This is a genomic window from Clostridium tanneri, assembly GCF_033659955.1.
GTDB lineage: Bacteria > Bacillota > Clostridia > Clostridiales > Clostridiaceae > Clostridium_AM > Clostridium_AM tanneri.
Genome location: NZ_JARUJP010000007.1, coordinates 137,052 through 161,687, shown reverse-complemented (window position 1 = coordinate 161,687; position 24,636 = coordinate 137,052). Strand labels below are relative to the sequence as shown.

General features: G+C 32.3%; 23 protein-coding genes and 1 other annotated feature. Of the genes, 22 read left to right on the top strand and 1 reads right to left on the bottom strand.

All coding sequences use genetic code 11. From position 1 onward, the window contains the following. Positions 1–56 precede the first annotated feature (56 nt). Positions 57–1,031 (top strand): TIM barrel protein, encoded by a 975-nt coding sequence (locus P8V03_RS08225; RefSeq protein WP_318797824.1) that lies wholly within the window; start codon positions 57–59, stop codon positions 1,029–1,031. A gap of 163 nt (positions 1,032–1,194) precedes the next feature. Here the strand turns inward: P8V03_RS08225 and P8V03_RS08220 are convergent, their stop codons facing one another. Beyond that, entirely contained in the window at positions 1,195–2,508 is a 1,314-nt protein-coding gene (locus P8V03_RS08220; RefSeq protein ID WP_318797823.1) for a replication-associated recombination protein A, read from the bottom strand. A gap of 302 nt (positions 2,509–2,810) precedes the next feature. On the opposite strand from P8V03_RS08220, the gene P8V03_RS08215 reads away from it, so the two are divergent. The 21 genes from P8V03_RS08215 to P8V03_RS08115 all read left to right on the top strand — a co-directional run bounded on the left by P8V03_RS08215 (position 2,811) and on the right by P8V03_RS08115 (position 24,590). Continuing rightward, positions 2,811–3,593, top strand: a complete 783-nt coding sequence (locus P8V03_RS08215) for a hypothetical protein (RefSeq protein WP_318797822.1) — start codon at positions 2,811–2,813, stop codon at positions 3,591–3,593. 186 nt (positions 3,594–3,779) lie between these two features. Then, the gene (locus tag P8V03_RS08210) at positions 3,780–4,925 is read left to right on the top strand and encodes an AAA family ATPase (RefSeq protein WP_318797821.1); all 1,146 of its coding nucleotides are present in this window, start codon (positions 3,780–3,782) and stop codon (positions 4,923–4,925) included. Between the two features lie 111 nt (positions 4,926–5,036). Then, on the top strand, positions 5,037–6,416 hold the full coding sequence (locus P8V03_RS08205; protein ID WP_318797820.1) for a vWA domain-containing protein: 1,380 nt from the start codon (positions 5,037–5,039) through the stop codon (positions 6,414–6,416). Positions 6,417–6,513: 97 nt separating this feature from the next. Beyond that, positions 6,514–6,969: an RrF2 family transcriptional regulator gene (locus P8V03_RS08200; protein ID WP_261671641.1), complete on the top strand. Its 456-nt coding sequence runs from the start codon at positions 6,514–6,516 to the stop codon at positions 6,967–6,969. Then, complete coding sequence (nifS, locus tag P8V03_RS08195) at positions 6,962–8,164, top strand: cysteine desulfurase NifS (RefSeq protein ID WP_318797819.1); 1,203 nt, start codon at positions 6,962–6,964, stop codon at positions 8,162–8,164. The genes P8V03_RS08200 and nifS overlap by 8 nt, the downstream gene beginning before the upstream one ends. A gap of 5 nt (positions 8,165–8,169) precedes the next feature. Next, a complete protein-coding gene (gene nifU, locus P8V03_RS08190) occupies positions 8,170–8,598 on the top strand; it encodes a Fe-S cluster assembly scaffold protein NifU (protein WP_261671639.1) in 429 nt (142 codons plus the stop codon). Between the two features lie 132 nt (positions 8,599–8,730). Beyond that, complete coding sequence (locus P8V03_RS08185; protein WP_261671638.1) at positions 8,731–9,255, top strand: PRC-barrel domain-containing protein; 525 nt, start codon at positions 8,731–8,733, stop codon at positions 9,253–9,255. Further along, entirely contained in the window at positions 9,224–10,252 is a 1,029-nt protein-coding gene (locus tag P8V03_RS08180; RefSeq protein ID WP_261671637.1) for an AI-2E family transporter, read from the top strand. Before P8V03_RS08185 ends, P8V03_RS08180 begins: the two co-directional genes overlap by 32 nt. Positions 10,253–10,305: 53 nt before the next feature. After that, positions 10,306–10,540 (top strand) — a binding site (T-box leader). Positions 10,541–10,608: 68 nt separating this feature from the next. After that, on the top strand, positions 10,609–13,248 hold the full coding sequence (alaS, locus tag P8V03_RS08175; RefSeq protein ID WP_261671636.1) for an alanine--tRNA ligase: 2,640 nt from the start codon (positions 10,609–10,611) through the stop codon (positions 13,246–13,248). Positions 13,249–13,311: 63 nt separating this feature from the next. Further along, positions 13,312–13,563, top strand: coding sequence for an IreB family regulatory phosphoprotein (locus tag P8V03_RS08170; RefSeq protein ID WP_261671635.1), 252 nt, complete (start codon positions 13,312–13,314; stop codon positions 13,561–13,563). 58 nt (positions 13,564–13,621) lie between these two features. Beyond that, positions 13,622–14,038 carry a Holliday junction resolvase RuvX gene (ruvX, locus tag P8V03_RS08165; protein ID WP_261671634.1) on the top strand — a complete coding sequence of 139 codons (417 nt, stop codon included), beginning with the start codon at positions 13,622–13,624 and terminating at the stop codon, positions 14,036–14,038. Positions 14,039–14,130: 92 nt separating this feature from the next. Continuing rightward, positions 14,131–14,400, top strand: a complete 270-nt coding sequence (locus P8V03_RS08160) for a DUF1292 domain-containing protein (protein WP_261671633.1) — start codon at positions 14,131–14,133, stop codon at positions 14,398–14,400. 138 nt (positions 14,401–14,538) lie between these two features. Continuing rightward, on the top strand, positions 14,539–15,000 hold the full coding sequence (locus tag P8V03_RS08155; RefSeq protein WP_261671632.1) for a Fur family transcriptional regulator: 462 nt from the start codon (positions 14,539–14,541) through the stop codon (positions 14,998–15,000). A 42-nt stretch (positions 15,001–15,042) separates the two neighbouring features. Further along, positions 15,043–16,710 carry a ribonuclease J gene (locus P8V03_RS08150; RefSeq protein ID WP_261671631.1) on the top strand — a complete coding sequence of 556 codons (1,668 nt, stop codon included), beginning with the start codon at positions 15,043–15,045 and terminating at the stop codon, positions 16,708–16,710. 95 nt (positions 16,711–16,805) lie between these two features. After that, the gene (locus P8V03_RS08145; RefSeq protein WP_318797818.1) at positions 16,806–17,156 is read left to right on the top strand and encodes a YlbF/YmcA family competence regulator; all 351 of its coding nucleotides are present in this window, start codon (positions 16,806–16,808) and stop codon (positions 17,154–17,156) included. A 185-nt stretch (positions 17,157–17,341) separates the two neighbouring features. Continuing rightward, positions 17,342–19,165: a translational GTPase TypA gene (typA, locus tag P8V03_RS08140; protein WP_261671629.1), complete on the top strand. Its 1,824-nt coding sequence runs from the start codon at positions 17,342–17,344 to the stop codon at positions 19,163–19,165. A 12-nt stretch (positions 19,166–19,177) separates the two neighbouring features. Further along, positions 19,178–20,203 (top strand): endolytic transglycosylase MltG, encoded by a 1,026-nt coding sequence (mltG, locus tag P8V03_RS08135; RefSeq protein WP_318797817.1) that lies wholly within the window; start codon positions 19,178–19,180, stop codon positions 20,201–20,203. A gap of 134 nt (positions 20,204–20,337) precedes the next feature. Next, a complete protein-coding gene (locus P8V03_RS08130) occupies positions 20,338–20,985 on the top strand; it encodes an O-methyltransferase (protein WP_318797816.1) in 648 nt (215 codons plus the stop codon). Position 20,986: 1 nt separating this feature from the next. Continuing rightward, the gene (locus P8V03_RS08125) at positions 20,987–22,207 is read left to right on the top strand and encodes a peptidase U32 family protein (RefSeq protein ID WP_318797815.1); all 1,221 of its coding nucleotides are present in this window, start codon (positions 20,987–20,989) and stop codon (positions 22,205–22,207) included. 39 nt (positions 22,208–22,246) lie between these two features. Next, positions 22,247–22,870 (top strand): uridine kinase, encoded by a 624-nt coding sequence (gene udk / locus P8V03_RS08120; RefSeq protein ID WP_318797814.1) that lies wholly within the window; start codon positions 22,247–22,249, stop codon positions 22,868–22,870. Between the two features lie 61 nt (positions 22,871–22,931). Then, positions 22,932–24,590: a penicillin-binding transpeptidase domain-containing protein gene (locus P8V03_RS08115; RefSeq protein ID WP_261671624.1), complete on the top strand. Its 1,659-nt coding sequence runs from the start codon at positions 22,932–22,934 to the stop codon at positions 24,588–24,590. Positions 24,591–24,636: the final 46 nt, after the last annotated feature.

The window sequence follows — 24,636 nt, the reverse complement described above, 5'->3', positions numbered from 1 at the left end:
ACAGGTATACAATTTTAAATAGAAAAAAAGAAAATAGGGAAATGGGGATAGTATAAATGTTGAAGCTTATAAACCTTTCCACATATGATTATGATCTTGAGAAATTTAATTTTGATAGTAAGCAAATAATGGACTTTTTAGAAAAGCATAAGATGGATGGTGTTGAACTTTTAAATCCAGTTACCTGGGAAGAAAGTATTCTTCCTAAAAAAATAGTTAGAGGAGTACACTTAAAGTATTACCCTACATGGTTAGATTTCTGGAATGGTAATAAAAAGGAGCTTTTAAACCAATTTAAAACAAAGGATATGGTTAAACAGTATTATTTAGGTAATAGCAGGGAAGTTATGATACGACACTATAGGAAAGAAATTGAAACTGCCACTAAAGTTGGTGCAGAGTATGTGGTATTTCATGTAGCCCATGTAGAAACTGAGCATACTTATGACTATAAATTTACATACTCAGATAACGAAGTGGTACATGCAAGTATTGATTTAATAAATGAGGTGTTTAATGGTATAAACACAAATGTAAAACTTTTATTTGAGAATATGTGGTGGCCTGGATTTACTATGCTTGACAAAAAAATTGCACTTGAATTATTAGACAAAGTTCAATATAAAAATAAAGGTTTTATGCTTGATACATCACATCTAATGAATACAAATTTGTATCTTAAAGATGAAGAAGAAGCAGTGGAATATATAATAAACTCTGTAAGGAATCTTGGAGAGTTAAAAAAATTAATAAATGGTATACATCTTAGTTGTTCATTGTCAGGAGACTATGTAAGGTATCAGATAGAGAAAAATGAGAAAAAAGATAAAGAATTTTCTTTAAACCCAATAAGTGATGAATTATTTATGCATGTTTTTAGAATAGATCCCCATAGACCTTTCACTGATAAATATGTAAAGAAACTTATTGAATTTATAAATCCCCAGTATCTTGTATATGAACTTATAACAAATTCTATGGAACAACTTGAAGAATATATAGAAACTCAAGATAAAACCTGGAATCTTTAAAAAGAGCTTAAACAACTATTAAAAGGTTAAGAAAGATAAAGGAAAAAATCAATCCATGTGGTAAGGTATGGATTGATTTTTCTTTTTATCCATGTTCACAATAATGTTAGTTAACACAGCGGTTATCTTTAAGTTATTGCTAAAACTTAGTGATTTTATTAGTTTATTTTTTATCCCAGAGCCTAATTAATCTCTCTTTAATTTTAGATTCGAATCCGTTAGATGTTGGATTATAATACACAACATCCTTATGAGAATCAGGTAAGTACTGCTGTTTAATAAATCCACCATAAGAGTGGGGATATAAATAATCAGTTCCATGTCCTAATTTTTCTGCACCTTTATAATGAGAGTCTCTTAAATAAGAAGGTATTCCAGAATCTCTCCGATCTCTTACATCAGTAAGTGCTGAGTCAATGGCAATGCAGGAAGCGTTTGATTTTGGTGCTGATGCAACATATATTGCAGCCTGTGATAGTGCATATCTACATTCAGGCATGCCAATCATATGAGCAGCATTCATAGCGCTTACAGCTAATACTAATGCCATTGGGTCTGCATTTCCTACATCTTCTGAAGCCTGTATAACAATTCTCCTTGCTATAAATACTGGGTCTTCACCAGCATCCAGCATTTTTCCAAGATAGTATACTGCTGCATCTGGAGAACTGCCCCGAAGGGATTTTATGAAAGCACTGATAGTATCGTAGTGAGATGTACCCCCTTTATCGTACAGTGTCATTTTTCTCTGAATGCATTCTTTTGCATCTTCAACAGTTACAAAAATTTTATCTTCTTTTCTTGATGAGGTTCTAACTGCCATATCTAAAGCATTTAAGGCCTTTCTTATATCGCCATTACTATGTACAGCAAAATAATCAAACACTTCAGGTTCCACTTCTATTTTAAGATAGCCAAAGCCTTCTGGACTTTCAATGGCATTTTTCAATGCTTTTTTAACATCATCCTCGGAAAGACTGTTTAACTGAAAGATCATAGAACGAGAAAGAAGTGCATTATTAACTTCAAAATAGGGATTTTCTGTAGTGGCACCTATCAATATAATGATACCTTTTTCAACTGCATTTAAAACACTATCCTGTTGAGCTTTATTAAATCTATGTATCTCATCAATAAATAATATTGTTCTTTTAGAATAAAACTTTAAGTTATCCTCTGCTTCCTTTATAACTTTCTTTACATCTGCTGTACCAGAATTTACAGCACTTAATTCATAAAAATTTGCCTTTGTTGTATTAGCTATAATTCTTGCTAATGTGGTCTTACCTACGCCAGGTGGCCCATAAAAAATTGCTGAAGAAATATTATCTGTAACTATTGCTCTATACAGCATCTTACCTTTACCTAAAATATGATTTTGACCTATATATTCATCTAAAGTCCTTGGTCTCATTCTTTCAGCCAAGGGCTTTAATCCTTTATTGTTTTTTTCGTTAGCAATATCAAATAAATCCATAATCTCACCATCCTTTTAAAAAGTATTTTATATTATTATACTTCAAAATTGATGGTTTTTAATAATAAAATCAATATTCAAGTATTTCTGTGCACATGTTCACTTGTCTGAAGCTGATATTCCAATGCTAACTTTATTTTTAACAGACTATTAATATCTTAATTGCTTTATCTGTTCAACTTATTGTTTATGAATTATAATAAGTGTAACGACTAACCTTCAGCTTATAAGTATTATATAAGCAGCTAGCATATAAAAAACAGTTTAAAGACTGATAACTATTAAAGATGGAGGTAATATCCATGGATAACGAAGAAAAAATCTTAAAGACACTTTCTATAAATCCTAATTATATTAAATCAGTGGAAAATCCTACAGAAGAGATGCAGCTGATGGCAGTTAGGGCAAATGGAATACTTTTAAATTACATAAAAAACCCCACTGAAAAGGTACAATGGGAGGCTTTAAAATATAATAAATGGGCTATAGAATACATCAAAGATCCTTCGGAGGAAATGTGCCTATTTGTAGTAGGACAGGCATGGAATACATTGAAATTTATTAAAAATCCAGGAAAATCGGTTATTATAAAGGCTCTAGAACAAAAGGGATGGGCAATTCAATTTTATGAAAACCCTCCAGAAGAGTTGCAACTCATGGCTGTGGAAAAAGATTGGGATGCTATTAGGTATATTAAAAATCCTACGGAAAAGGTTAAAAAACTTGCAGTAAAAAAAGAGTGGAATAGTATAAAATATATTAAAAATCCATCAGTGGAGCTTCAAAGAATATCAGTGATTCAGAATGAAGAAGCAATAAGATACATTGATAATGTTACAGAAGAAAGCTGGCAGTTTTTCATTAGAGATAACGTAAGGGCATTAAAATATTATAACGGACAAGTACCTCGGGAAAAGGTTCTTGAAATTTTAAAAGAAAGATTAAGCAGTGACGATGTAGACAGAAACTATGTAATAGACTTTATAAAAGAAGAAAGTTTAGATATTGATAAGGTCAAGTTTATCCATCACTATGGAAGCAAAGTTGCAAAGGTAATACTTGTAGATTATAAGCTTTCCATATAGCTTAAATGCTTGAAACAAGAAAAACTATTTATAAAGTTATAAGAGTAATCCCATAGAATTGGTTTCAAAACGATTCTATGGGATTTTAGACTGTTATTATATTTTTTAATAAATAATGGAACTTTTGAATAAAGTGATGTAAAATATTAATTAATAAGAATTATTACTTGGAAAGAAGGTTTGAATATGAACTTTATAGATACATTACTTACAGCAGACTTAGTTATAAAAAGCGGAGCAGTACCGCTATTAATTGGAGAAAGTGGTATAGGTAAAACTGCACTAGCTAAAACGTTAGCTGAGAAGGAAGCCTATTATCTAGTTACAATAGATGGAAATATGCTCAAAGAAGGGGAAATAGGAGGACTACCTACTGTAGAAGACTATACTGTGAATATGGGTGGAAAAGAGGTAATAAAAAAGAGAACAGTTTATGCTGTTCATACAAAGCTTCAAGAGATTGATGATATTATATCTAAAAATCCTGATGAAGAGGTTCTTCTTTTCATAGATGAAATAAATAGATGTGAGCATAGTGTACAGCAAGAGCTTATGAATATAATTTTAAATAGAGAGATAAATGGGTATAGACTTCACCAAAATGTTAAGGTCATAGCAGCTATGAATCCTTCAAGTAAATATGATGATTTTGCCGGTACAGATTATGGCGTAATAGACATGGACCGGGCACAGGAGGATCGCTTTGTATGGATTGAGTTAGAGGCAGATACAAAATCATGGCTGCAGTGGGGAATGGAAAGAAACCACATAAAAGGAGAGAAAAACATTCATGAGCATGTATTAGAATTTATAGCTAATTTTCCAGAATTTCTTCATACGCCTAACTCTCAGGAAATGATAAAGGCAACACCAAGGAGCTGGGAAAGGGTATCTAACTCTTATAAAGTATATTTAAAAAGTCAAAATAAAATACCGTCTAGAATATTCTACAATGTAGTAAGGGGCAACGTAGGGGGAAGTATTGCGCAGGATTTTATAAACTTTATAGAAAATAATAAAAACCCCTTAATAAGACCTGAAGATCTATTTAGAAATGATGAATTGGCCGATGATCTTAGGGAGAAAGTAAAGGACGAAAGCCACTCTAGACTTTATCTTTCTGCTAAAAATGCATTAATTTATTTGGCGGAGGAAAAGCATAGTGAGTTTGAAATTAGGTTATTTACAGATTTTCTACAGCTTTACCCTACTGATTTAAGAATGGCTATAATGCAAGAAATCAAGTGGAATTATGAGGACAATCTTTATAAGGAGTTCTTGAATGAAGAAGTTTTTATAGAAAGTTATTTTTCTATGTATGAGAAGCTTTAAAAAGGAAAAGGTAGAAAGAGTTCTGAGAGCCGAAAATAGAGGATTGGTGTAAAGTAGGTCTATTTATGGTTATTGGAGATATTTCTAATTATTTAGAAGGGGGGAGTATATATGGAAACAAGTAATAGCTTTGAACAATTAAGAAAAAGGCTTTATGCAGAGGTGCTGCAATGGCAGGACGATAAGGATATAACGGAAGAATTTGAAAAGGATTTTTCAAAACTTATAGAATTATGTACCTTCTCAATGATGGGAAGTGAGGATAATTATTTCGCGCTATTTACTATGCAAATGAAAAGAGAAGTTAAATTAGATATAGAAACAGCAGTAGGAAGTATAGCAGCTTTATCTCACTATAAAATATACTTCAATCCCTACATTTTTTTACAGTGCTCTATAGAGGAAATGAAGGCACTACTGAAGCATGAGGTTTATCACATTATGTATAATCACTTTAAAAGAGCTGAACATATTAAAGGTAAATACAGCAGCTTGGCTATAAGTAGAGCTATGGATGTTTCTATAAATCAATATATAAGGAATTTACCACCTTGGTCTGATAAGCTGCATAATGTGAGTTTAACTTACAATATTGATTTAAAACCTAATCTAACAATGGAGGAATATGCAAAGGAGATTCAAGAAGGAATAGATAAGCTGAAAGGTAAGGAGGGAAAAGAAGTTATAAAAGATAAAGGCGATGATGAAGAGTTTCAGATCAAAAAGGAACATAATCCGGAGCGGGCTCACCAATTGTGGAAGGAAAATGAATACTGCCTTAATTTTGAACAAATAAAAGAGCTTACTAAAAAGATTGCCAGTAATGCGGCTAAAGGAAAAGTACCTGGAGAATTTAGAGAGATTTTAGAGAGATTAAGTCAGAGGCCAGAAATATCTTGGAAGGATTATTTAAGGAGAAACATAGGGAAATTACCTTCTGGATATAAGAAAACTATTACCAGAAAAGATAGAAGACAGCCGAATAGGCTAGATATAAGAGGAAGGTTATCGAGAAAAGTTACTGAAATAGTTGTAGCTATTGACATAAGTGGAAGTATTTCCGATAAGGAGATAGAGCAAATAGTAATTGAGGTATTGGAGATTGTAAAAAACAGCAATTCTGAAATAACAATTATAGAGTGCGATAATAGGGTTAGAAGAGTCTATAAAGCTAAAGATAAAAAGGATATTAGATCTAAATTAGATACAAGGGGAGGAACTGCCTTTTCGCCGGTATTTGAATATATAAAGAGAAAATCCATGAGAGACTGTTTCATAATTTATTTTACTGATGGTGTAGGTGAAGAAGTATTAAGCTGTACTCCTATAAATAGAAATATTTTATGGGTGCTTACAGGGAAAGGTGAAAAACTTTCACTAAGAAATCCCTATGGACCAGTGAAAAAACTATCCTCAATAGAAGTAAAATCTGCAGATCCAACTTATGCTAAAGACACAATGAAAGAAATACTGATGGACTGGGCAAAGTAGAATATTTTGTTAACTTTATTGTTGACAATTTTACTCGGGTTTGCTATTATAAAGTTGAAAGCATAGTAAAACGCTCAACATTAAAGGAGGTGGTTAGGTGAAGCTATCAACTAAAGGAAGATACGGTGTAAAAGCTATGGTTGATTTGGCTATTCATTATGGAGAAGAACCATCATCCATAAAAAGTATATCGGAAAGGCAACATATTTCGGAATATTATCTAGAGCAGCTATTTTCTCCTCTTAGGAAGGCGAACCTAATTAAGAGTATTAGGGGTGCTCAGGGAGGTTATATATTAAGTAGAGAGCCTAGAGACATAACTGTAGCGGATATAATGGAGGTCCTTGAAGGACCTATAGAAATATCAGAATGCATAGATGGGGATAGTGAGAAATCCTGCAGTAATATAGATTGCTGTGCTACAAGATTATTATGGTCTAGGATAAAAGAAAGTATGGACAGTGTTATGGAGTCCACCACATTACAAGATATGGTAGATGATTATAATAAAATGAAATACAATAGAGCGAAAGGGGATAATGTCAATGAATAAAAAGGTTTATATGGATTACTCAGCTACTACTTATACAAAACCAGAGGTTTTAGAGGAAATGCTTCCGTTTTTTACAGAGCATTTTGGAAATCCATCATCATTGTATTCCATGTCAGACGTTCCTAGAAAGGCAGTGAATACAGCTAGAGAAAGAGTAGCTAAGGCTATAAATGCTGAGAAAGAGGAGATATTCTTTACAGCTGGTGGTTCTGAAAGCGATAACTGGATATTAAAGGGTATAGCTTTTGCTAATAAAAATAAAGGAAATCATATAATAACTACTAAAATAGAGCATCATGCAATATTACATGCATGTAAGTTTCTTGAAAAGAACGGATTTGAAGTAACTTATCTTCCTGTAGACGAATATGGAATAATAAGCTTAGAAGACTTGAAAAATGCTATTACTGATAAAACAATACTTGTTTCAATAATGTTTGCAAACAATGAAATAGGAGCAATTCAACCTATAGCGGAAATAGGTAAGCTTTGTAGAGAAAAGAAGGTTTATTTCCATACAGATGCGGTGCAGGCTATAGGACACGTAAAGATAGATGTAAAGGAAATGAATATAGATGCATTATCAATGGCAGGTCATAAGTTCTATGGACCTAAAGGTGTAGGTGCAATGTATTTAAGAAAAGGTGTGAAAATAGAAAACTTAATCCACGGTGGTGGTCAAGAAAAAGGTAAAAGAGCATCAACAGAAAATGTTCCTGGAATCGTGGGTATGGGAAAGGCCATTGAATTAGCTACAGAAGAGTTAGAAACAGAAGCTGCTAGATTAAGAGATTTAAGAGATAAGCTTTTAAATGGTCTTGTTGAAAAAATACCTTATGTTAAAATTAATGGTCCTATAGGCGACAACAGAATGCCAGGAAACGTAAATGTAAGCTTTATAGGAATAGAGGGAGAAACTTTATTACTTGATTTAAATGATGAAGGAATATATGCTTCTACAGGAAGTGCCTGTGCATCAGGTTCTTTAGATCCTTCACATGTTCTTTTATCCATAGGATTATCCCATGGAGTAGCACATGGATCATTAAGACTAAGTCTTGGATCTGGAACTACAGAAGAGCAGGTAGACTACGCTCTAGAAGTAATTCCAAGAATAGTTGCCAGAAGAAGAGAAATGTCACCATTCTGGGAAGATTTTATAAAAGAAGAAAATGCTAAAAAGGAAGGTAGGTAGTTAATATGTATAGCGATAAGGTTATGGAACACTTTAGAAATCCTAGAAACGTTGGAGAGTTAGAAGATGCCAATGGTATAGGGGAAGTGGGCAATCCTCAATGTGGAGATATAATGAAGATTTATATAAAAGTAGAAGATAATATAATAAAGGATGTAAAGTTTAAAACTTTCGGATGTGGTTCAGCAATAGCTTCCTCAAGTATGGCTACAGAACTTATAAAAGGAAAAACTGTAGAAGAAGCTTGGAGTCTAAGTAATAAGGCGGTGGCAGAGGCTCTAGATGGACTTCCACCAGTAAAAATGCACTGTTCAGTACTTGCAGAAGAAGCTATTCATAAAGCTATAAATAACTATAGAGAATCACAAGGATTAGAACCTTGGGAAATGAAAAATCATTCAGATCATATTCATGACCATGTTCATGGACACTAAGAATAATATAAGAATATAAAACCTTGCAAAAAATATAACTTCATTTAGAAGTTATATTTTTTTGTTTAACTGGCAAAACTATTAATTATTAAGTTTCAATTCTTAACATTTTATAATTTTGGCGGTGGTAAGTTGTATAGAAGTAAGGACTTTACTCTTATGGATGTTGTAGATATTAGTGGAAAAAGATTAGGTTATATTAAAGACTTGCTAGTAGATTTTAATAGAAAAAAAGTTATAGGTTTTAATTTAGCTTCAAGCAGTTTATTCAAGAAAAACCTAAACATAATGATGAATAACATAGTGGGGTACAATTCTACTATGGTTGTCACAGAGGCTACTAAGGGGGTATTTCTCCAGTTTAATGATATAAGAGGAATGGATATCCGAGATAGAAAGGGTAATATAGTAGGCATGATAGAAGACGTTTTATTTGACGAAAATAACTTTTCTATAAGAGGAGTAGTAATATCTACCGGATTTATAAATAACTTTATCCTGGGGAAGAAAATTATTTTAATTAATAACTTAATACTAGGAGAAAATACTTTGCTTTTTAATGGTAAAAAAGACAACTTGAATTTTTCAACTGTACCACACAAATTATTTATGGAAGAGGATAATAATGAAAAAGATAAAAAGATTAACAGTATATAAATACTTAATAGTTTTTATCATTGTAATTATACTGGCGTTCTTATCATTAAAAAGTGTGGTTATAAGAGAAATAATTAATTTATTGCTTGTCTCTTTTGTTATATCTTATACTTTAAAGCCTCTACAAAAGGTAATGGAACAAAGGAGAATAGGTAGAAGAACTGCAGCTTTAATGTTAATATGCGGATTAATATTGTTATTAGTTGCCATATTTACTCTCTTAATACCTTCTATATTTAAAGAAAGCCTAAATATAAATGATACAGTAGTTAATATTCAGAAATTTATAGATGGAATATATTCTAAACTTAAACCAATAAGTATTAATAAAACAATGTATACTGCAATGGATAATCTATATGGAAAGATAAATAATCACATAATATCAGTATTTACCAGAATATTTGATGCTGTTTTAAATATAGGGGAAAATATAGTTATGATAGCGGTTATTCCTATAATATCGTACTATTTCCTATCTGATGGGGAGTACATTTCTAGTAGATTATTAAATTTTCTCCCTGTTAGAAGTAGAGATATGGTGAAAAAAGTTACATCAGATATTGATAAGATACTGGGAAGATATATTGTTAGTCAGTTGTTTTTATGTGGATTAATTGGTGTAGCAACTTTTATAATACTATTATTTTTGAAGGTGGATTTTCCAGTTATTTTATCTATATTGAACGCTTTTTTCAATATAGTACCGTACTTTGGGCCAATATTTGGAGCAGTTCCAGCTATATTTATTGCTTTAATCGATTCTCCTGAAAAAGCTCTATGGACTGCTCTGTGGCTGTACATATTGCAACAGATAGAAGGAAATATACTATCACCTAAGATTACTGGAGATACTGTTAGTATGCATCCTCTTATTGTTATATTACTTTTAATTATAGGGGGAGAGACTGCAGGGTTCGTAGGGATGATATTGGCTGTACCTATAGGGGTCATTATAAAAGTAATCTATGAGGATTTGAACTACTATTTGTTTTGATTAAATGTTGACAGATATAACATTTTTCTTTATAATTTGTAGCATAATTAGATAGTAAGGCAATGATTGGAAGGAGTAAATATATCTTTATATTTAGAGAGGAAGTGGAAGGTGAGAACTTCTTATAAAGTATGTTGAAGCAGTCCATGAGTCATGATTTTTAAAGAGACACAGTACTAAAGTATATGAAAAGAACTCTTATTAATGTTCTATAGATGGTAGGGTTTTTGGTTTGAAAAACAGCTGTGTAACTAGGGTGGTACCACGGAATGAGCTTTCGTCCCTTACTGGGATGGAAGTTTTTTTGTTAAAAATAAATTAAGATAAAATAAATTAAGATAAAGGAGAGATGAACTTTGGAAAAGTTAGGTTTAAATCAATTAAGAGAAATGTACTTAAGTTTTTTTGAAGGTAAGGGACATTTAAGATTACCAAGTTATCCACTAATACCGAAAGATGATAAAAGCTTACTGCTTATAAACGCAGGTATGGCACCTTTAAAGCCTTATTTTACTGGTCTACAGGTTCCTCCTAGTACGAGGGTTACTACATCTCAAAAGTGTATAAGAACTGGAGATATAGAAAATGTAGGAAAGACTTCAAGACACGGCACTTTCTTTGAGATGCTTGGAAACTTTTCTTTTGGAGATTACTTTAAGGAAGAAATTATTCCTTGGGCATGGGAATTCTCTACAGAAGTTTTAAAGCTACCAAAGGATAGACTCTACGTAACTATTTATCTTGAAGATGATGAGTCTTATGAGATATGGACTAGAAAAACAGACATAGATCCTTCAAGAATTTTTAGATTAGGAAAAGATGATAATTTCTGGGAGCTTGGAGTAGGACCTTGCGGACCTTGTTCGGAAATTCATTTTGATAAGGGTGAAGGCAAAATAAATTCTGCAGAAGAATTTGTTAAGGCTGCCGACGAAGATAGGGTAATGGAATTCTGGAATCTTGTATTTACACAATTTGATAAGGATGAAGAAGGAAATTACAATAGACTGGCAAAACCTAACATAGATACAGGAATGGGGTTAGAAAGAATAGCTAGTCTAATGCAGGGAGTAGACAGCATTTTCGAGGTTGATACTATAAAGTCTATATTAGACCAAATCAGCAAAAATTGCGGAATACAGTATGGAAAAGATGAAAAAAGCGATATTTCTATGAGAGTAATAACTGATCATATTAGAAGCGTTACCTTTATGACTAGTGATGGCATATTACCTTCTAATGAGGGAAGAGGATATGTACTTAGAAGACTATTAAGAAGGGCTGCAAAGCATGGAAAGTCTCTAGGAATAAGTGAGCCTTTCTTATATAAACTTACCGATGTTGTTATAGAAAGTTCCAGCGGAAACTATCCTGAACTTGAGGAAAAAAGAGAGTATATAAAGAAAGTTATTAAACTAGAGGAAGAGAGATTTGATGAGACTATAGATAGTGGAATGCAGATCTTAAATGAATATATAGAAGAACTTCAAAATAGCAGTGCATTTGTATTATCAGGAGAAAGAGTATTTAAACTTTATGATACTTACGGTTTCCCATTAGAGCTTACCCAGGAAATTCTTGAGGAAAAAGGGATGACAGTGGACATAGAAGGTTTTGATAAAGAAATGCAAAGCCAAAGAGAAAGAGCAAGAGCTGCTAGAGAAGAAACAAATTATATGGGGGCAGAGGATACTATACTTAATAAAATTCCTTTAGAGATAGAAACTGTTTTTGAAGGCTACGAAACTCTATCTACTATATCAAAGGTAAGAGTTATAGTTAAAGATGAGAAATTTGTTACTTCTGCTGAAGAGGGAGATAAAATAGTAATAGTTACAGATAATACTCCTTTCTATGCAGAAATGGGAGGCCAGGTAGGAGATAAAGGAGTAATATTCAATAGTTCATTCAAAGCTGAGATACTAGACTGTAAAAAGAATGTAGCAGGAAAAGTGTTGCATTTTGCAAAGGTTCTATCAGGTATTATAAAAGTAGATGAGGATGCTACGTTAAGCGTAGATGAAGAGAGAAGAAATAATATAAGAAGAAATCATACCGCAACTCATCTTCTTAATGAAACCCTAAGAAAGGTTTTAGGAGAGCATGTTCATCAATCAGGTTCCTATGTTGATGATGAAAGATTAAGATTTGATTTTAATCATTTTGAAGCTGCAACAGGTGAAGAACTTAAAAAGATAGAAAAGATAGTTAACGATAGTATAATGAAGGTTTTAATGGTTAAAACTGATGTTATGAGTATAGAGCAGGCTAAAGAAAGTGGGGCTATTGCATTATTTGATGACAAGTATAAAGATGAGGTAAGAGTTGTTTCTGTAGGTGATTTTAGTAAAGAATTATGTGGTGGAACTCATGTAAGAAACTCTGGTGAAATAGGATTGTTTAAAATAGTTTCAGAGGCAGGTGTAGCTGCTGGTGTAAGAAGAATAGAAGCTGTTACTGGAGCGAAAGCTATTGCTTATGTAGAAGCTAAAAATGAGCTTTTAAAAGAAATCGCTAGCAAGCTAAAGTGCTCTGAAAAGGAAATAATTCATAAACTTGAGCTACAAGGGGCAGAATTAAAGGAAAGAGAAAAAGAGATTACTGAATTAAAATCTAAGCTAGCAGGAAACGCTGAAGATGACATATTAAACAGTGTAAGAGAAATAAAAGGTGTAAAACTATTTACAGGGGTGCTAAAGGACATTGACGGTGATGCCCTAAGGGATTTAGCAGACAAGATTAGAAGCAAAGGTGAAGATTGTGTAGTTCTTTTAGGAAGCACAGTAGAAGAAAAAGTTCAATTTGTAGCTATGGCATCTAAAGGAGCTATAGAAAAAGGAGCACACTGCGGAAAGCTAATAAAGGAAGTAGCATCCATTGCTGGCGGCGGCGGTGGTGGAAGACCAGACATGGCCCAAGCAGGAGGTAAATTGCCTGAAAAACTAGAAGAAGCGGTGGCTAGCTCTTCAGCTGTTATGGAAAAACTAGTTAAATAGTATACTTTTTATTAAATATGTTCTATAATATATTTAACTAGAATTATTAGAGGGGTGAGATAAATGAGTAACGATAATACTATTCAGTTTGATATTTCTAAAAGCAAAAAGGATTTAACAAAGGAAATATTAACAGAAGTTTATAACTCCCTTATAGAAAAAGGGTATAATCCAGTTAATCAATTGGTAGGATATTTGATATCTGGAGACCCTACATATATAACAAATTATAATGGAGCTAGAGCTTTGGTAAGGAAGCTTGAAAGAGATGAAATATTAGAGGAAGTTTTAAAGGCATACTTAGATATAAAATAAAAGTGCCCTTAGGGGCATTTTTATTTTAAATTTGAACATAATAAACAGGAGAGAATAAATGAGAATACTAGGCTTGGATATTGGTGATAAAACAATAGGTGTTGCAGTAAGTGATTTGCTTGGATTTACAGCACAGGGGGTAACTACCATAAAAAGAATAGGAAAAGAAAAAGATATACAAGAATTAAAGAAAATATGTGAAGAATATAAGGTAGAAACTATTGTTGCTGGACTTCCAAAGAATATGAACGGAACTTTAGGACCACAGAGTGAGAAGGTATTAAAATTCTGTGAAGTAATTGAAGAAAGAATTGGATTACCTATAAAAATGTGGGATGAAAGGTTAACAACAGTAGCAGCCCATAGAGCTATGCTTGAAGCAGATTTATCTCGTGCGAAGAGAAAGAAGATAGTTGATAAGATGGCCGCTATGTATATATTGCAGGGATACTTGGACAGTATTAGTAGTAAATAGACTATGTATTTTCATATGGTTAATAGTTCAAATACTAAGAGCTTATAATTAAGGTGTTTAATTTGATAATATAAATTTAAGAGGTGAAATATATGGATAATGATGTAAGCAGCATAGTTTTAAACGACGAAGATGGAAATGAAGTAGAATTTGATGTAATAACTAAACTAGATATAGAAGAAAAAGAGTATGTAGTTGTAGTGCCGAAGGATGAAGAAGAAACAGATGAGGCAATAGTACTTAGAATTGATAAGGACAATGAAGGAAACGATATATTAGTTACAGTAGAAGATGATGATGAGTTTGCAATAGTAGCAGAGGCCTATGAGACATTATTTGGGGATGATGGTGAACTTGATTAATATTCTATTATAAAAGCTATGTATATCACATAGCTTTTCATATTATCAATAGACTTTCAATTGACAATTAATACAATAAGTATTAAACTAAAATTTGAAAATGACGAAAAAAAATAATGGTGGAAACGAGGTAGTCCAATGTCAAAGCTTTCGCCGGAAGATATAGAAAGATTTAAAGGTAATCTAAAAGAAAAAGGATACAAACTTACGCCTCAAAGACGGGCGATAGTAGATGTGATAATAAGAAATGAGGGAAGTCACCTCACAACAGAAGAATTATATGACCTGGTAAAAAGAGAATGTCCAGAAATAGGGCTTGCTACAGTTTATAGAACAGTGCAATTATTGGAGGCCTTAGGCGTTATTTGTAAATTGGATTTGAATGATGGATGTAGTAGGTATGAATTAATTCATGAAGAGGAAAATCATCAGCATCATCATCTAGTATGTACTAACTGTGGAAAAGTAATTGAAGTTCAAGATGATTTATTAGAAGTACTAGAAAATGAAATTGAGGGGAAATATAATTTCAAGATAAAAAATCATAGTGTTAAATTTTATGGAATATGCAATGAATGTACAAAAAATTATAATAAATAAATTTGCAAAAATTAAAAAAAACGAATAAGGAGGGGAGAATTTTTGCGTAGGGAAAAAGATAAAGTGAGAATTATTCCACTAGGTGGACTAAATGAAATAGGAAAAAATCTCACTGCGATAGAATACAAAAATGATATAGTAGTGATAGATTGTGGACTTAAGTTCCCAGATGAGGAGATGCTTGGTATAGACATAGTAATACCGGATATAAGCTATCTTGAAAAGAATATAGAAAAAGTAAAGGGAATATTTTTAACTCATGGTCATGAGGATCATATTGGAGCGTTACCATATATATTAAAAGAGATGAATGTTCCAGTATATGGTACTAAGCTGACTTTAGGTATCCTTCAGACAAAGTTAAAGGAACATAATCTTTTAAGTGTAGTAGAATTAAACTGTATAAAACCAAGAGATATAGTTAAGCTGGAAAATGTCTCTGTAGAATTTATAAGACAGAGTCACAGCATAGCTGATTCAGTAGCAATTGCTATACATACACCAATTGGGGTTATTCTCCATACAGGAGATTTTAAAATTGACTACACACCAATCGATGGATGTGTTGCAGACCTAGGTAGATTTGCAGAGTTAGGCAAAAAAGGTGTAGCAGTTATGCTTGCTGATAGTACAAATGTAGAGAGACCAGGCTATACGATGTCAGAAAGCATTGTAGGTGAAACTTTTGAAGAGTTTTTCAACAGTGCGAAAGGGAGAATAATTGTAGCTACCTTTGCTTCTAACATTCATAGAATACAACAGATAATTGCGGCAGCAGAAAAGCACGATAGAAAAGTTGCTGTTTCTGGAAGAAGCATGGAAAATATAATGGAAGTAGCTAAGGAACTAGGGTATATTCATGCAGAGAAAGACGTGTTTATTAATATAGACAGCATAAATAAATACCCAGATAACAGAATAGTTATAATTACCACTGGCAGTCAAGGGGAGGCGATGTCAGCGCTTTCAAGAATGGCTGCGTCAGAACATAAAAAGGTAAATATTGCTCCAGGAGATATGATAATAATATCAGCTACACCTATACCGGGAAATGAAAAACTAATTACTAGAGTTATAAATCAATTGTTTAAAAAAGGTGCAGAAGTAATATATGAAGCTCTAGCTGATGTACACGTTTCAGGTCATGCTTGCCAGGAAGAATTAAAACTTATGCATACCCTTGTAAAGCCTAAGTTTTTCATACCAGTACATGGTGAATACAGACATTTAAAGCAGCATGCAGAATTGGCAATTAAGTTAGGACTTTCGCCAAATAATGTTGTTATTGCAGATAATGGAGAAGTAATAGAGATAACAAGAGATTCTATAAGAAAGAATGGAACTGTTGTATCTGGTCAGGTATTTGTTGATGGACTTGGCGTTGGAGATGTTGGAAATATAGTTTTAAGAGATAGAAAACACCTCTCACAGGATGGAATACTTACTGTGGTAGTTACTATAGAAAAGGAAACAGGAAGTGTAATAGCAGGTCCGGATATTATATCAAGAGGATTTGTATATGTAAGAGAATCAGAAGATTTAATGGAAGAAGCAAGGGAATTAGTTAGAGAAGCTCTAAGAGAGTGCGAAGAAAAGCATATAACTGAATGGGCTAGTATAAAATCTAACATAAAGGAAGCTCTTAGAATGTTCCTGTATGAAAGAACAAAGAGAAAACCAATGATACTTCCGATTATTATGGAAATATAGGAATTAGAGTAAAATTAAGAATGAATGTAGGCTTTTCTCTATCCATATAGAAACCTACATTTATTCTCAATTAGGAAAAAGAGGGGGTACTGGTAATGAATATATATGATAAAACTCATGAATTTGCTAAAGAGTTAAGAAATGTACCTGAAATCGTTCAGCTAAGAGAGTTAAGTAAAAAAATTGAAACTGATGAAACAAACAAAAGAATGTTAAGTGATTTTAGAAGAGTACAATTTGAAGCTTATTCAGAGCAAGTAGAAAAAGGAAGTATATCTGATTCTGTAAAAGAAAAGCTTAATAATATAGGTTCAGTCATATCCATGAATCCAACGTTATCAGAGTATCTTCAGGCAGAGCAGAGATTTAGTGTTGTGTGGGATGATATACTAAAGATACTAAATGATGCCATAGGAATTGATTTTGGTTTTGCTACAGAGAAATAATTCTACAAAAGTTGACTTTTTACGTCTATAATACTAAAATAGATAAGTAAGACTAAATCCAATTGGATACGTAACAGTATCCAATTTTTTTGAGTATTTTATTTAAAGAATAAGAACAAGTTTTGATATAACATCAGTTTTTACAAATATAAATTTGTGTCTTAAACAAAATTGGAGGAATAATAATGGAATTATTTACAAGAAATGATATAAGAAATGTGGCTATAATAGCCCACGTTGACCACGGTAAGACTACTTTAGTTGATGCATTACTTAGACAAAGCCGTGTATTCAGAGAAAATGAAAAAGTTGATGAAAGAGTAATGGACTCAAATGATCTTGAAAAAGAGAGAGGAATAACTATTCTTTCAAAAAATACTGCAGTTATGCATGATGGAGTAAAAATAAACATAGTTGATACACCTGGACACGCTGACTTTGGTGGCGAAGTTGAACGTGTACTTAAAATGGTGGATAGTGTTTTACTAGTTGTAGACGCTTATGAAGGTCCTATGCCTCAGACTAAGTTTGTTCTAAAGAAAGCATTAGAGTTAAATTTAAATCCAATAGTAGTTATAAACAAAATAGACAGACCAGACGAGAGAGCAGCAGATGTTTTAGATGAGGTTTTTGATCTATTTGTAGAACTTGGTGCTAATGATAACCAGTTAGATTTTAAAGTAGTTTATTGTTCAGCAAGAGCTGGTTTTGCAAAGAAAGAACTAGAAGATGAATCTGATAATATGGAACCTTTATTTGATACTATTGTGAAAAATGTTCCAGCACCACAAGGTCATTTAGATATGCCTCTTCAAATGTTAGTTACAACTATAGATTATAATGAGTACGTTGGTAAAATAGGAATAGGAAAAATTGAAAGAGGAAGCATTAAGAAGAATCAGCAGGTAGCATTAGTAAGAAAAGATGGAAAAGTTGATAATGTTAAAGTATCAAGTCTTTATGTATATAATGGTCTAAAGAAAGAAGAGACTGATGAAGCTAAACTTGGAGATATAATAGCTGTAGCTGGTATTCCAGATATAAATATAGGTGAAACTATAGCAGATGTTAATGAGCCTGAAGCACTTCCATTTGTAGAAATAGATGAACCAACATTAAGTATGAACTTTATGGTTAATGATTCACCTTTTGCTGGTCAAGATGGAGACTATGTTACATCAAGACATCTTAGAGATAGATTGATGAAGGAATTAGAAACAAATGTATCTTTAAGAGTTGAAGAAACTGAGTCTGCAGATTGCTTTAAGGTAAGTGGTAGAGGAGAACTTCATCTTTCTGTTCTAATTGAGACAATGAGAAGAGAGGGATATGAATTCCAAGTTTCTAAACCTTCTGTAATATTTAAAGAAGAAAATGGAAAGAAACTAGAGCCTATAGAATATTTAACTATAGATGTTCCAGAAGAGTTTATGGGACCGGTTATGGAAAAGTTAGGACCTAGAAAAGCAGAAATGGTAAACATGACATCAGCAGTTAACGGATATACAAGATTAGAGTTCAAGGTTCCTGCAAGAGGACTTATAGGATTTAGAAATGAATTTATGACTGACACTAAGGGAAATGGTATAATGAATCATGTTCTTCATGGTTATGAAGAATATAGAGGAGAAATTCCAGAAAGAACTAGAGGTTCCCTTGTAGTATTTGAAACAGGAACATCAATTACTTATGGATTATTCAATGCACAAGAGAGAGGAACATTATTTATACCGGCAGGTATAGATGTTTATCAGGGAATGATAGCTGGAGAATGTTCTAGAGCAGAAGATATTGATGTTAATGTATGTAAGAAGAAACAGTTGTCAAATACAAGATCTTCAGGATCAGATGAAGCTCTAAAACTAGTTCCAGTAACTCAAATGTCCTTAGAGCAAAGTCTTGAGTTTATAGCATCAGATGAACTTGTAGAGGTAACTCCTAAGAATATAAGAATGAGAAAGAAGCTATTAAATCCAGAGATGAGAAAAAGAGCTCAAAGGAAAAAATAAGGATGAATTGAAATGAAGAAGATAAACTTATTAAAAGTTTTCGTAAGTTGTTTATTATTTTTCATTATAATACTTGGAGGATTTTTATACTTTAGAGGAAGCGTTTTAAAGCATCCTCTAAAGTCTTCCGATAAGAAAGTGCAGTTTGCCGTCAATGATGGAGACAACTTAGATACTGTAATTCAGAATTTAAGCGATAAAAACCTTATATCAAATGCTTATCTTATAAGACGATATATAGATATCAGTGACATTAATCAACAAGTAAAACCGGGAAAATATTCCTTTTCAGAGGATATAACTTTAGAAAAGTTTATTAGGTTGTTAAACAAAGGTATTAAAGATGATGAGCCTGTTAAAGTTGTAGTACCTGAAGGTTATGATATTGAACATATTGCATTAGCTTTAGAAAAAAAAGATGTAATAACTAAGGAAGAGTTCATAAAAAGCTGCAGAGAATATAAACTTCCAGAGTTTATAAAAAATAATTCTAATAGAAAATATGCATTAGAAGGATATCTGTTTCCAGACACCTATGAATTTTTAAAAGGTACTGAGGGAAAAGAGATAATAAATATTATGCTGAAAAGATTTTCTTCGATAATTAATGATATTGAAAAAGAAAATGGCAAAAGTATTAATTATGAAGATTTAGATAGAATAATAACTATGGCATCTATTATAGAAAAAGAAGTTGAAAGACAAGATGAGAGAGAAAAGGCTGCTTCTGTATTTTACAATAGAATAGACAGGGGTATGAAACTACAGTCCTGTGCTACAGTTTTATATGCACTAGGTTATCATAAGGATAAATTATACTATAATGATTTAAAGATAAAGTCACCTTATAATACCTACATTGAAAAAGGATTACCAGTAGGGCCTATTTCAAATCCAGGCAAGGAGTGTATTAAAGCAGCCATAAATCCTAAAAAAACTAATTATTTATTTTTTGTTTCAAATAATGACGGTACACACTTCTTTACAGATAGTGAAAAGAAATTTTCAGAAGTTAAGAAGGTTACACAGGGAGAGTAAAACAGTTGACAATGGACAATTGACAGGAAGTAGTCAGTTGTCAACTGTCAACTTTTTTATATAATATAAATGTAGCTAAATTCTTGAGACTTATAATAAATTTAATTAGATTATTATAGTTTTGGAGGAAAAAAATGAGCGGTGTTGCATATGAGTACATGGAGCATTATATAAGAGGCCTTATAGAAGAGCATGAAGGTATATTAAAAGAACTTGAGGACTACGGCCATAATAACCTTGTTCCTATAATACAAAAGGAAGTAGCAAAGTTTCTTGAACTTATGATACAGATGAAGAAGCCTATAAAGATTTTAGAATTAGGTACTGCAATAGGATATTCAGCAATTTTAATGAGTTTAAGTTCTAAAGGAAAAAGCTCTATAACAACTATAGAAAGAGATTCTAAAATGGTTGAGATTGCTAGCAGTAACATAGAAAAGTATGGCTTCAAGGATAAGATAAATATCCTACAAGGAGATTGTCTAGATATTCTAGAAAAACTAGATGATAAATACGACTTAATATTTATGGATGCAGGAAAAGGCCATTATAATCAGTTTCTCCCTCACTGTATTAGACTACTTAATGAGGACGGAATAATAATAGCTGACAATGTACTTTTTAGAGGGATGGTTGCATCCGATGAACTTGTAGAAAGAAGAAAAATAACTATTGTTAAAAGAATGAGAAAATACCTAGAGATGGTATCTAAAGATAAAAATTTAGTAACCTCAGTTATACCTATGGGTGACGGAATTGCGGTTACTAGGAGGAGAGATTAATATGAAAAAGCCAGAATTACTAGCACCAGCTGGAAATCTAGAAAAGTTAAAAACTGCTATAGATTTTGGTGCAGATGCAGTCTATCTTGGTGGAAGCAAGCTCAATTTAAGGGCTTTTGCAGATAACTTCACTGATGAAGAATTAAAAGAAGGGATAGAATATGCTCATAGTAGAGGTAAGAGAGTATTTGTTACAATAAATGTATTTCCACATAATGAAGACTTAGAAGGATTGGAAGATTACTTAATAAACCTACACAAAATAGGGGTAGATGCTATAATTGTATCTGACCCAGGAATAGTTATGACTGCAAGAGAGGTAGTACCAGAGTTAGAGCTGCACTTAAGCACTCAAGCCAATAACGTAAACTGGAAATCTGCAATATTTTGGCATAAGCAGGGCATAAAGAGAATAGTTTTAGCAAGAGAATTATCCTTGCAGGAAATAAAAGAATTAAAAGAAAAGATACCTGAATCCTGTGAAATAGAGGCCTTTGTTCACGGTTCAATGTGCATGGCTTATTCTGGTAGATGCGTTATTTCTAATTATATGACTGGAAGGGATTCCAATAGAGGTCAGTGTGCTCAACCATGCAGATATAAATACTACCTAGTAGAGGAAAAAAGACCAGGAGAGTATTTCCCGGTATTTGAAGATGAAAAAGGAGCCTACATATTAAATTCCAAGGATTTATGCACGATAGAGCATATACCGGAACTAGTTGAAGCTGGCATAGAATCCTTCAAGATAGAAGGGAGAATGAAGAGTGTCTTTTATGTAGCTTCCGTTGTTAAAGCTTATAGACAGGCGATAGATGCATATTTTGAAAATCCAAAGGACTATAAGTTTAACAGCAATTGGTTAGAAAATCTTGAAAAAGCAAGTCATAGGGAGTATTTTACAGGATTTTACTTTGGAGATCCAAACAAACAAACCTATGGATCATCTTCTTATATAAGAGGTTATGATATCGTAGGGATAGTAAAAGCTTATGATAGTAGTACTGGCGTTGCAACAGTTGAGCAAAGGAATAAAGTACTAGAAGGAGACAAAGTAGAGGTTTTAAGACCAACTGGAGAAAACCTTGAAATATTCCTAGAGGACATGAAGAACGGAAAAGGTGAAAAAATTCCTTCAGCACCTTCAGCACAGATGATATTTACCATAAGAACAGACGTTGAATTAGTAGAAGGAGACATGTTGATCAAAGATAAAAAATAAATAAAGGTATTTAATATTGCTACAAAAGGGGGATAATAAATGAAGCGTCCAATTCTGATAGGAATTACTGGTGGAACCGGTTCAGGAAAAAGTACTGTTGCTAAAGAAATATATAAGAAGTTTAATAAGGATTGCATTGCAATGATAGAGCAGGATTCTTATTATAAAGATCAAAGTCACCTTTCTATGGAAGAAAGGATAAAAACTAACTATGACCATCCTAATGCCTTTGATACAGCACTACTTATAGAGCATTTAAAAGACTTGTTAAATAGCAAGTCTATTGAGAAGCCTATCTATGATTTTGAGGTTCACAACAGAAAAAAAGAGACAGTAAAAATTGAATCTCGAGAAATAATCATAGTAGAAGGAATACTTATCCTCCAGGAAGAAAAAGTAAGAGATTTATTAGATATAAAAATATATGTTGATACAGATGCCGATGTAAGAATAATAAGACGAATCTTAAGAGATATAAATGAAAGAGGAAGAACAGTAAATTCAGTTATAAATCAATACTTAAATGTAGTAAGACCAATGCATATGCAATTTATAGAACCAACTAAAAGATATGCTGATATTATAATACCTGAAGGTGGTCACAACAAAGTGGCTATAGACATTATGGTAGCAAACATAAAACAAATTTTACAAAGAGATTAGTAAATATATGAATAAAATACCTCATTTTGGACAAAATTTTGTCTGAGTGGGGTGTTTTTTTATGATAATAAAAGTAAGTAGAGCAAAGATAGGAAAAAGGCAGCGTATAATATTAGCAATTTTTTTAATTATACTTAGCATATTGTATTATAGAATAGTTAAATTTCAATATATCGGGTCAGATATACTAAGTGCACAAGCAGATTCTCAATATGCATATAAAGAGTATATTACCGATTCAAATTATTTATTATTTGATAGTAATGGAAAGCAGCTATTAAATTATGATAAAAAATATTATGCAGTAATTTCACCAGATATATTTAAAAGAAATAATTTAGATACAGATTCTGATCAAATCTTAACGTTAATGTATATTCTTCGAAATTACAATAAAGAATACGATCTAAGCAATATAGGAATGTTAAAAAGCAGCCAGAAACTTTATTATGAAATTGATGAGAGTACTTATAATAAGTTAAAGTTGGTGAAAAATGTTAAAGGATTTTATGTGTATGAATCCTCATCATTAAATAAGGACGGGGTATGGAAATTAGAGAATCTATTAGTTAATCCTAGAAGAACTGATAATAATGAATTAAAGTCTGCGGATTCCTTAGAGATGCAAATTTACAATAAGACAAAAGACAATAAAAAGCCTCAGATAGTATTTAATCGAGATGTAAATGGCAGCATAATCGGGGAAGAAACTGAGTTGCCTAAAAATAATATAAACGTCAGATTAACAGTAGATAAGAATATAGAGGATAAGATAAAGGAAATACTAGTTCAAGATAAGAATTTTTCTCAAATCGGAGTAGTATTAATGGAAGCAAATACAGGTAAGATTAAAGCATTAGTTCAGAAAGATGATAGTAAGCCTAATGTAAACTTAGGAGTAGCTACTAATCATGGTTTTTTTGCTGGTTCAATATTTAAGATTATAGTTGAAGAGGCAGGATTAGATAGAAAAAGTATAAGTAGCAATGATGTATTTACTTGTAGAGGTCTATATGAGGGAGAAAAGCACAAGAAACATGGAACTTTAACTGTAGAAGAGGCTTTTGTAGTATCCTGTAATGACATATTTGCCCAAATAGGAAATAAAGTAGGTTTTAATAACTTTTATGATAATGCTAAGTCCCAGGGACTTTTAGAAAAGGTACTAGGTTTTGATAGTGAGAAAGAGGGCATTTCTGAAGTGAAAAATGCTAAGTATAGTGACGGAAGCTTAGGAATTGCATCTATTGGTCAAAGCATTAGAATAACTCCTGTTGGAGCTTTAAGTATAGCCAACACCGTTGCTAATAATGGTGTATACGTAAAGCCGTATATTATAGATTCCTATGTAGATGACAATAACAACGAAATAGAAACCTTAGCTACAGATCAGAGGCCAGTAGTAGAAAAGTCTACAGCCGATACTATAAAAAATCAAATGAAAAAGGTTGTAAAAGAAGGAACTGCCAAGGCAGCTTTCATAGATGGCTTAGAAATAGGAGGAAAAACTGGAACTACAGAAAGGATGGAAGTATCAAAACAGGGAGAGGTAGAAGAACATTCAGATGGATGGTTTGCAGGATTTTTTAAGATAAATAATAAATACTATTCTATGATTGTATTTATACAGGATATAGATAAGGATAAAGATAGTGGAGGATCTACATCAGCGCCAGTATTTAAAGACATTGTTAATGGAGTAAGTCAATATCTAAAATAATTTCATATTTACATGCACTTTTTTTAGCACTACCTCATAATATATT

Excerpts from the sequence above, each read along its gene's own strand:
- P8V03_RS08155 (WP_261671632.1), top strand. The coding sequence starts at position 14,539 with ATGTCAAAGCTTTCGCCGGAAGATATAGAAAGATTTAAAGGTAATCTA.
- P8V03_RS08220 (WP_318797823.1), bottom strand. The coding sequence starts at position 2,508 with ATGGATTTATTTGATATTGCTAACGAAAAAAACAATAAAGGATTAAAG.
- P8V03_RS08205 (WP_318797820.1), top strand. The coding sequence starts at position 5,037 with ATGGAAACAAGTAATAGCTTTGAACAATTAAGAAAAAGGCTTTATGCA.
- P8V03_RS08170 (WP_261671635.1), top strand. The coding sequence starts at position 13,312 with ATGAGTAACGATAATACTATTCAGTTTGATATTTCTAAAAGCAAAAAG.
- nifS (WP_318797819.1), top strand. The coding sequence starts at position 6,962 with ATGAATAAAAAGGTTTATATGGATTACTCAGCTACTACTTATACAAAA.
- P8V03_RS08145 (WP_318797818.1), top strand. The coding sequence starts at position 16,806 with ATGAATATATATGATAAAACTCATGAATTTGCTAAAGAGTTAAGAAAT.
- udk (WP_318797814.1), top strand. The coding sequence starts at position 22,247 with ATGAAGCGTCCAATTCTGATAGGAATTACTGGTGGAACCGGTTCAGGA.
- P8V03_RS08160 (WP_261671633.1), top strand. The coding sequence starts at position 14,131 with ATGGATAATGATGTAAGCAGCATAGTTTTAAACGACGAAGATGGAAAT.
- P8V03_RS08115 (WP_261671624.1), top strand. The coding sequence starts at position 22,932 with ATGATAATAAAAGTAAGTAGAGCAAAGATAGGAAAAAGGCAGCGTATA.
- mltG (WP_318797817.1), top strand. The coding sequence starts at position 19,178 with ATGAAGAAGATAAACTTATTAAAAGTTTTCGTAAGTTGTTTATTATTT.
- P8V03_RS08130 (WP_318797816.1), top strand. The coding sequence starts at position 20,338 with ATGAGCGGTGTTGCATATGAGTACATGGAGCATTATATAAGAGGCCTT.
- P8V03_RS08215 (WP_318797822.1), top strand. The coding sequence starts at position 2,811 with ATGGATAACGAAGAAAAAATCTTAAAGACACTTTCTATAAATCCTAAT.
- ruvX (WP_261671634.1), top strand. The coding sequence starts at position 13,622 with ATGAGAATACTAGGCTTGGATATTGGTGATAAAACAATAGGTGTTGCA.
- nifU (WP_261671639.1), top strand. The coding sequence starts at position 8,170 with ATGTATAGCGATAAGGTTATGGAACACTTTAGAAATCCTAGAAACGTT.
- P8V03_RS08210 (WP_318797821.1), top strand. The coding sequence starts at position 3,780 with ATGAACTTTATAGATACATTACTTACAGCAGACTTAGTTATAAAAAGC.
- typA (WP_261671629.1), top strand. The coding sequence starts at position 17,342 with ATGGAATTATTTACAAGAAATGATATAAGAAATGTGGCTATAATAGCC.
- P8V03_RS08225 (WP_318797824.1), top strand. The coding sequence starts at position 57 with ATGTTGAAGCTTATAAACCTTTCCACATATGATTATGATCTTGAGAAA.
- P8V03_RS08180 (WP_261671637.1), top strand. The coding sequence starts at position 9,224 with ATGAAAAAGATAAAAAGATTAACAGTATATAAATACTTAATAGTTTTT.
- P8V03_RS08125 (WP_318797815.1), top strand. The coding sequence starts at position 20,987 with ATGAAAAAGCCAGAATTACTAGCACCAGCTGGAAATCTAGAAAAGTTA.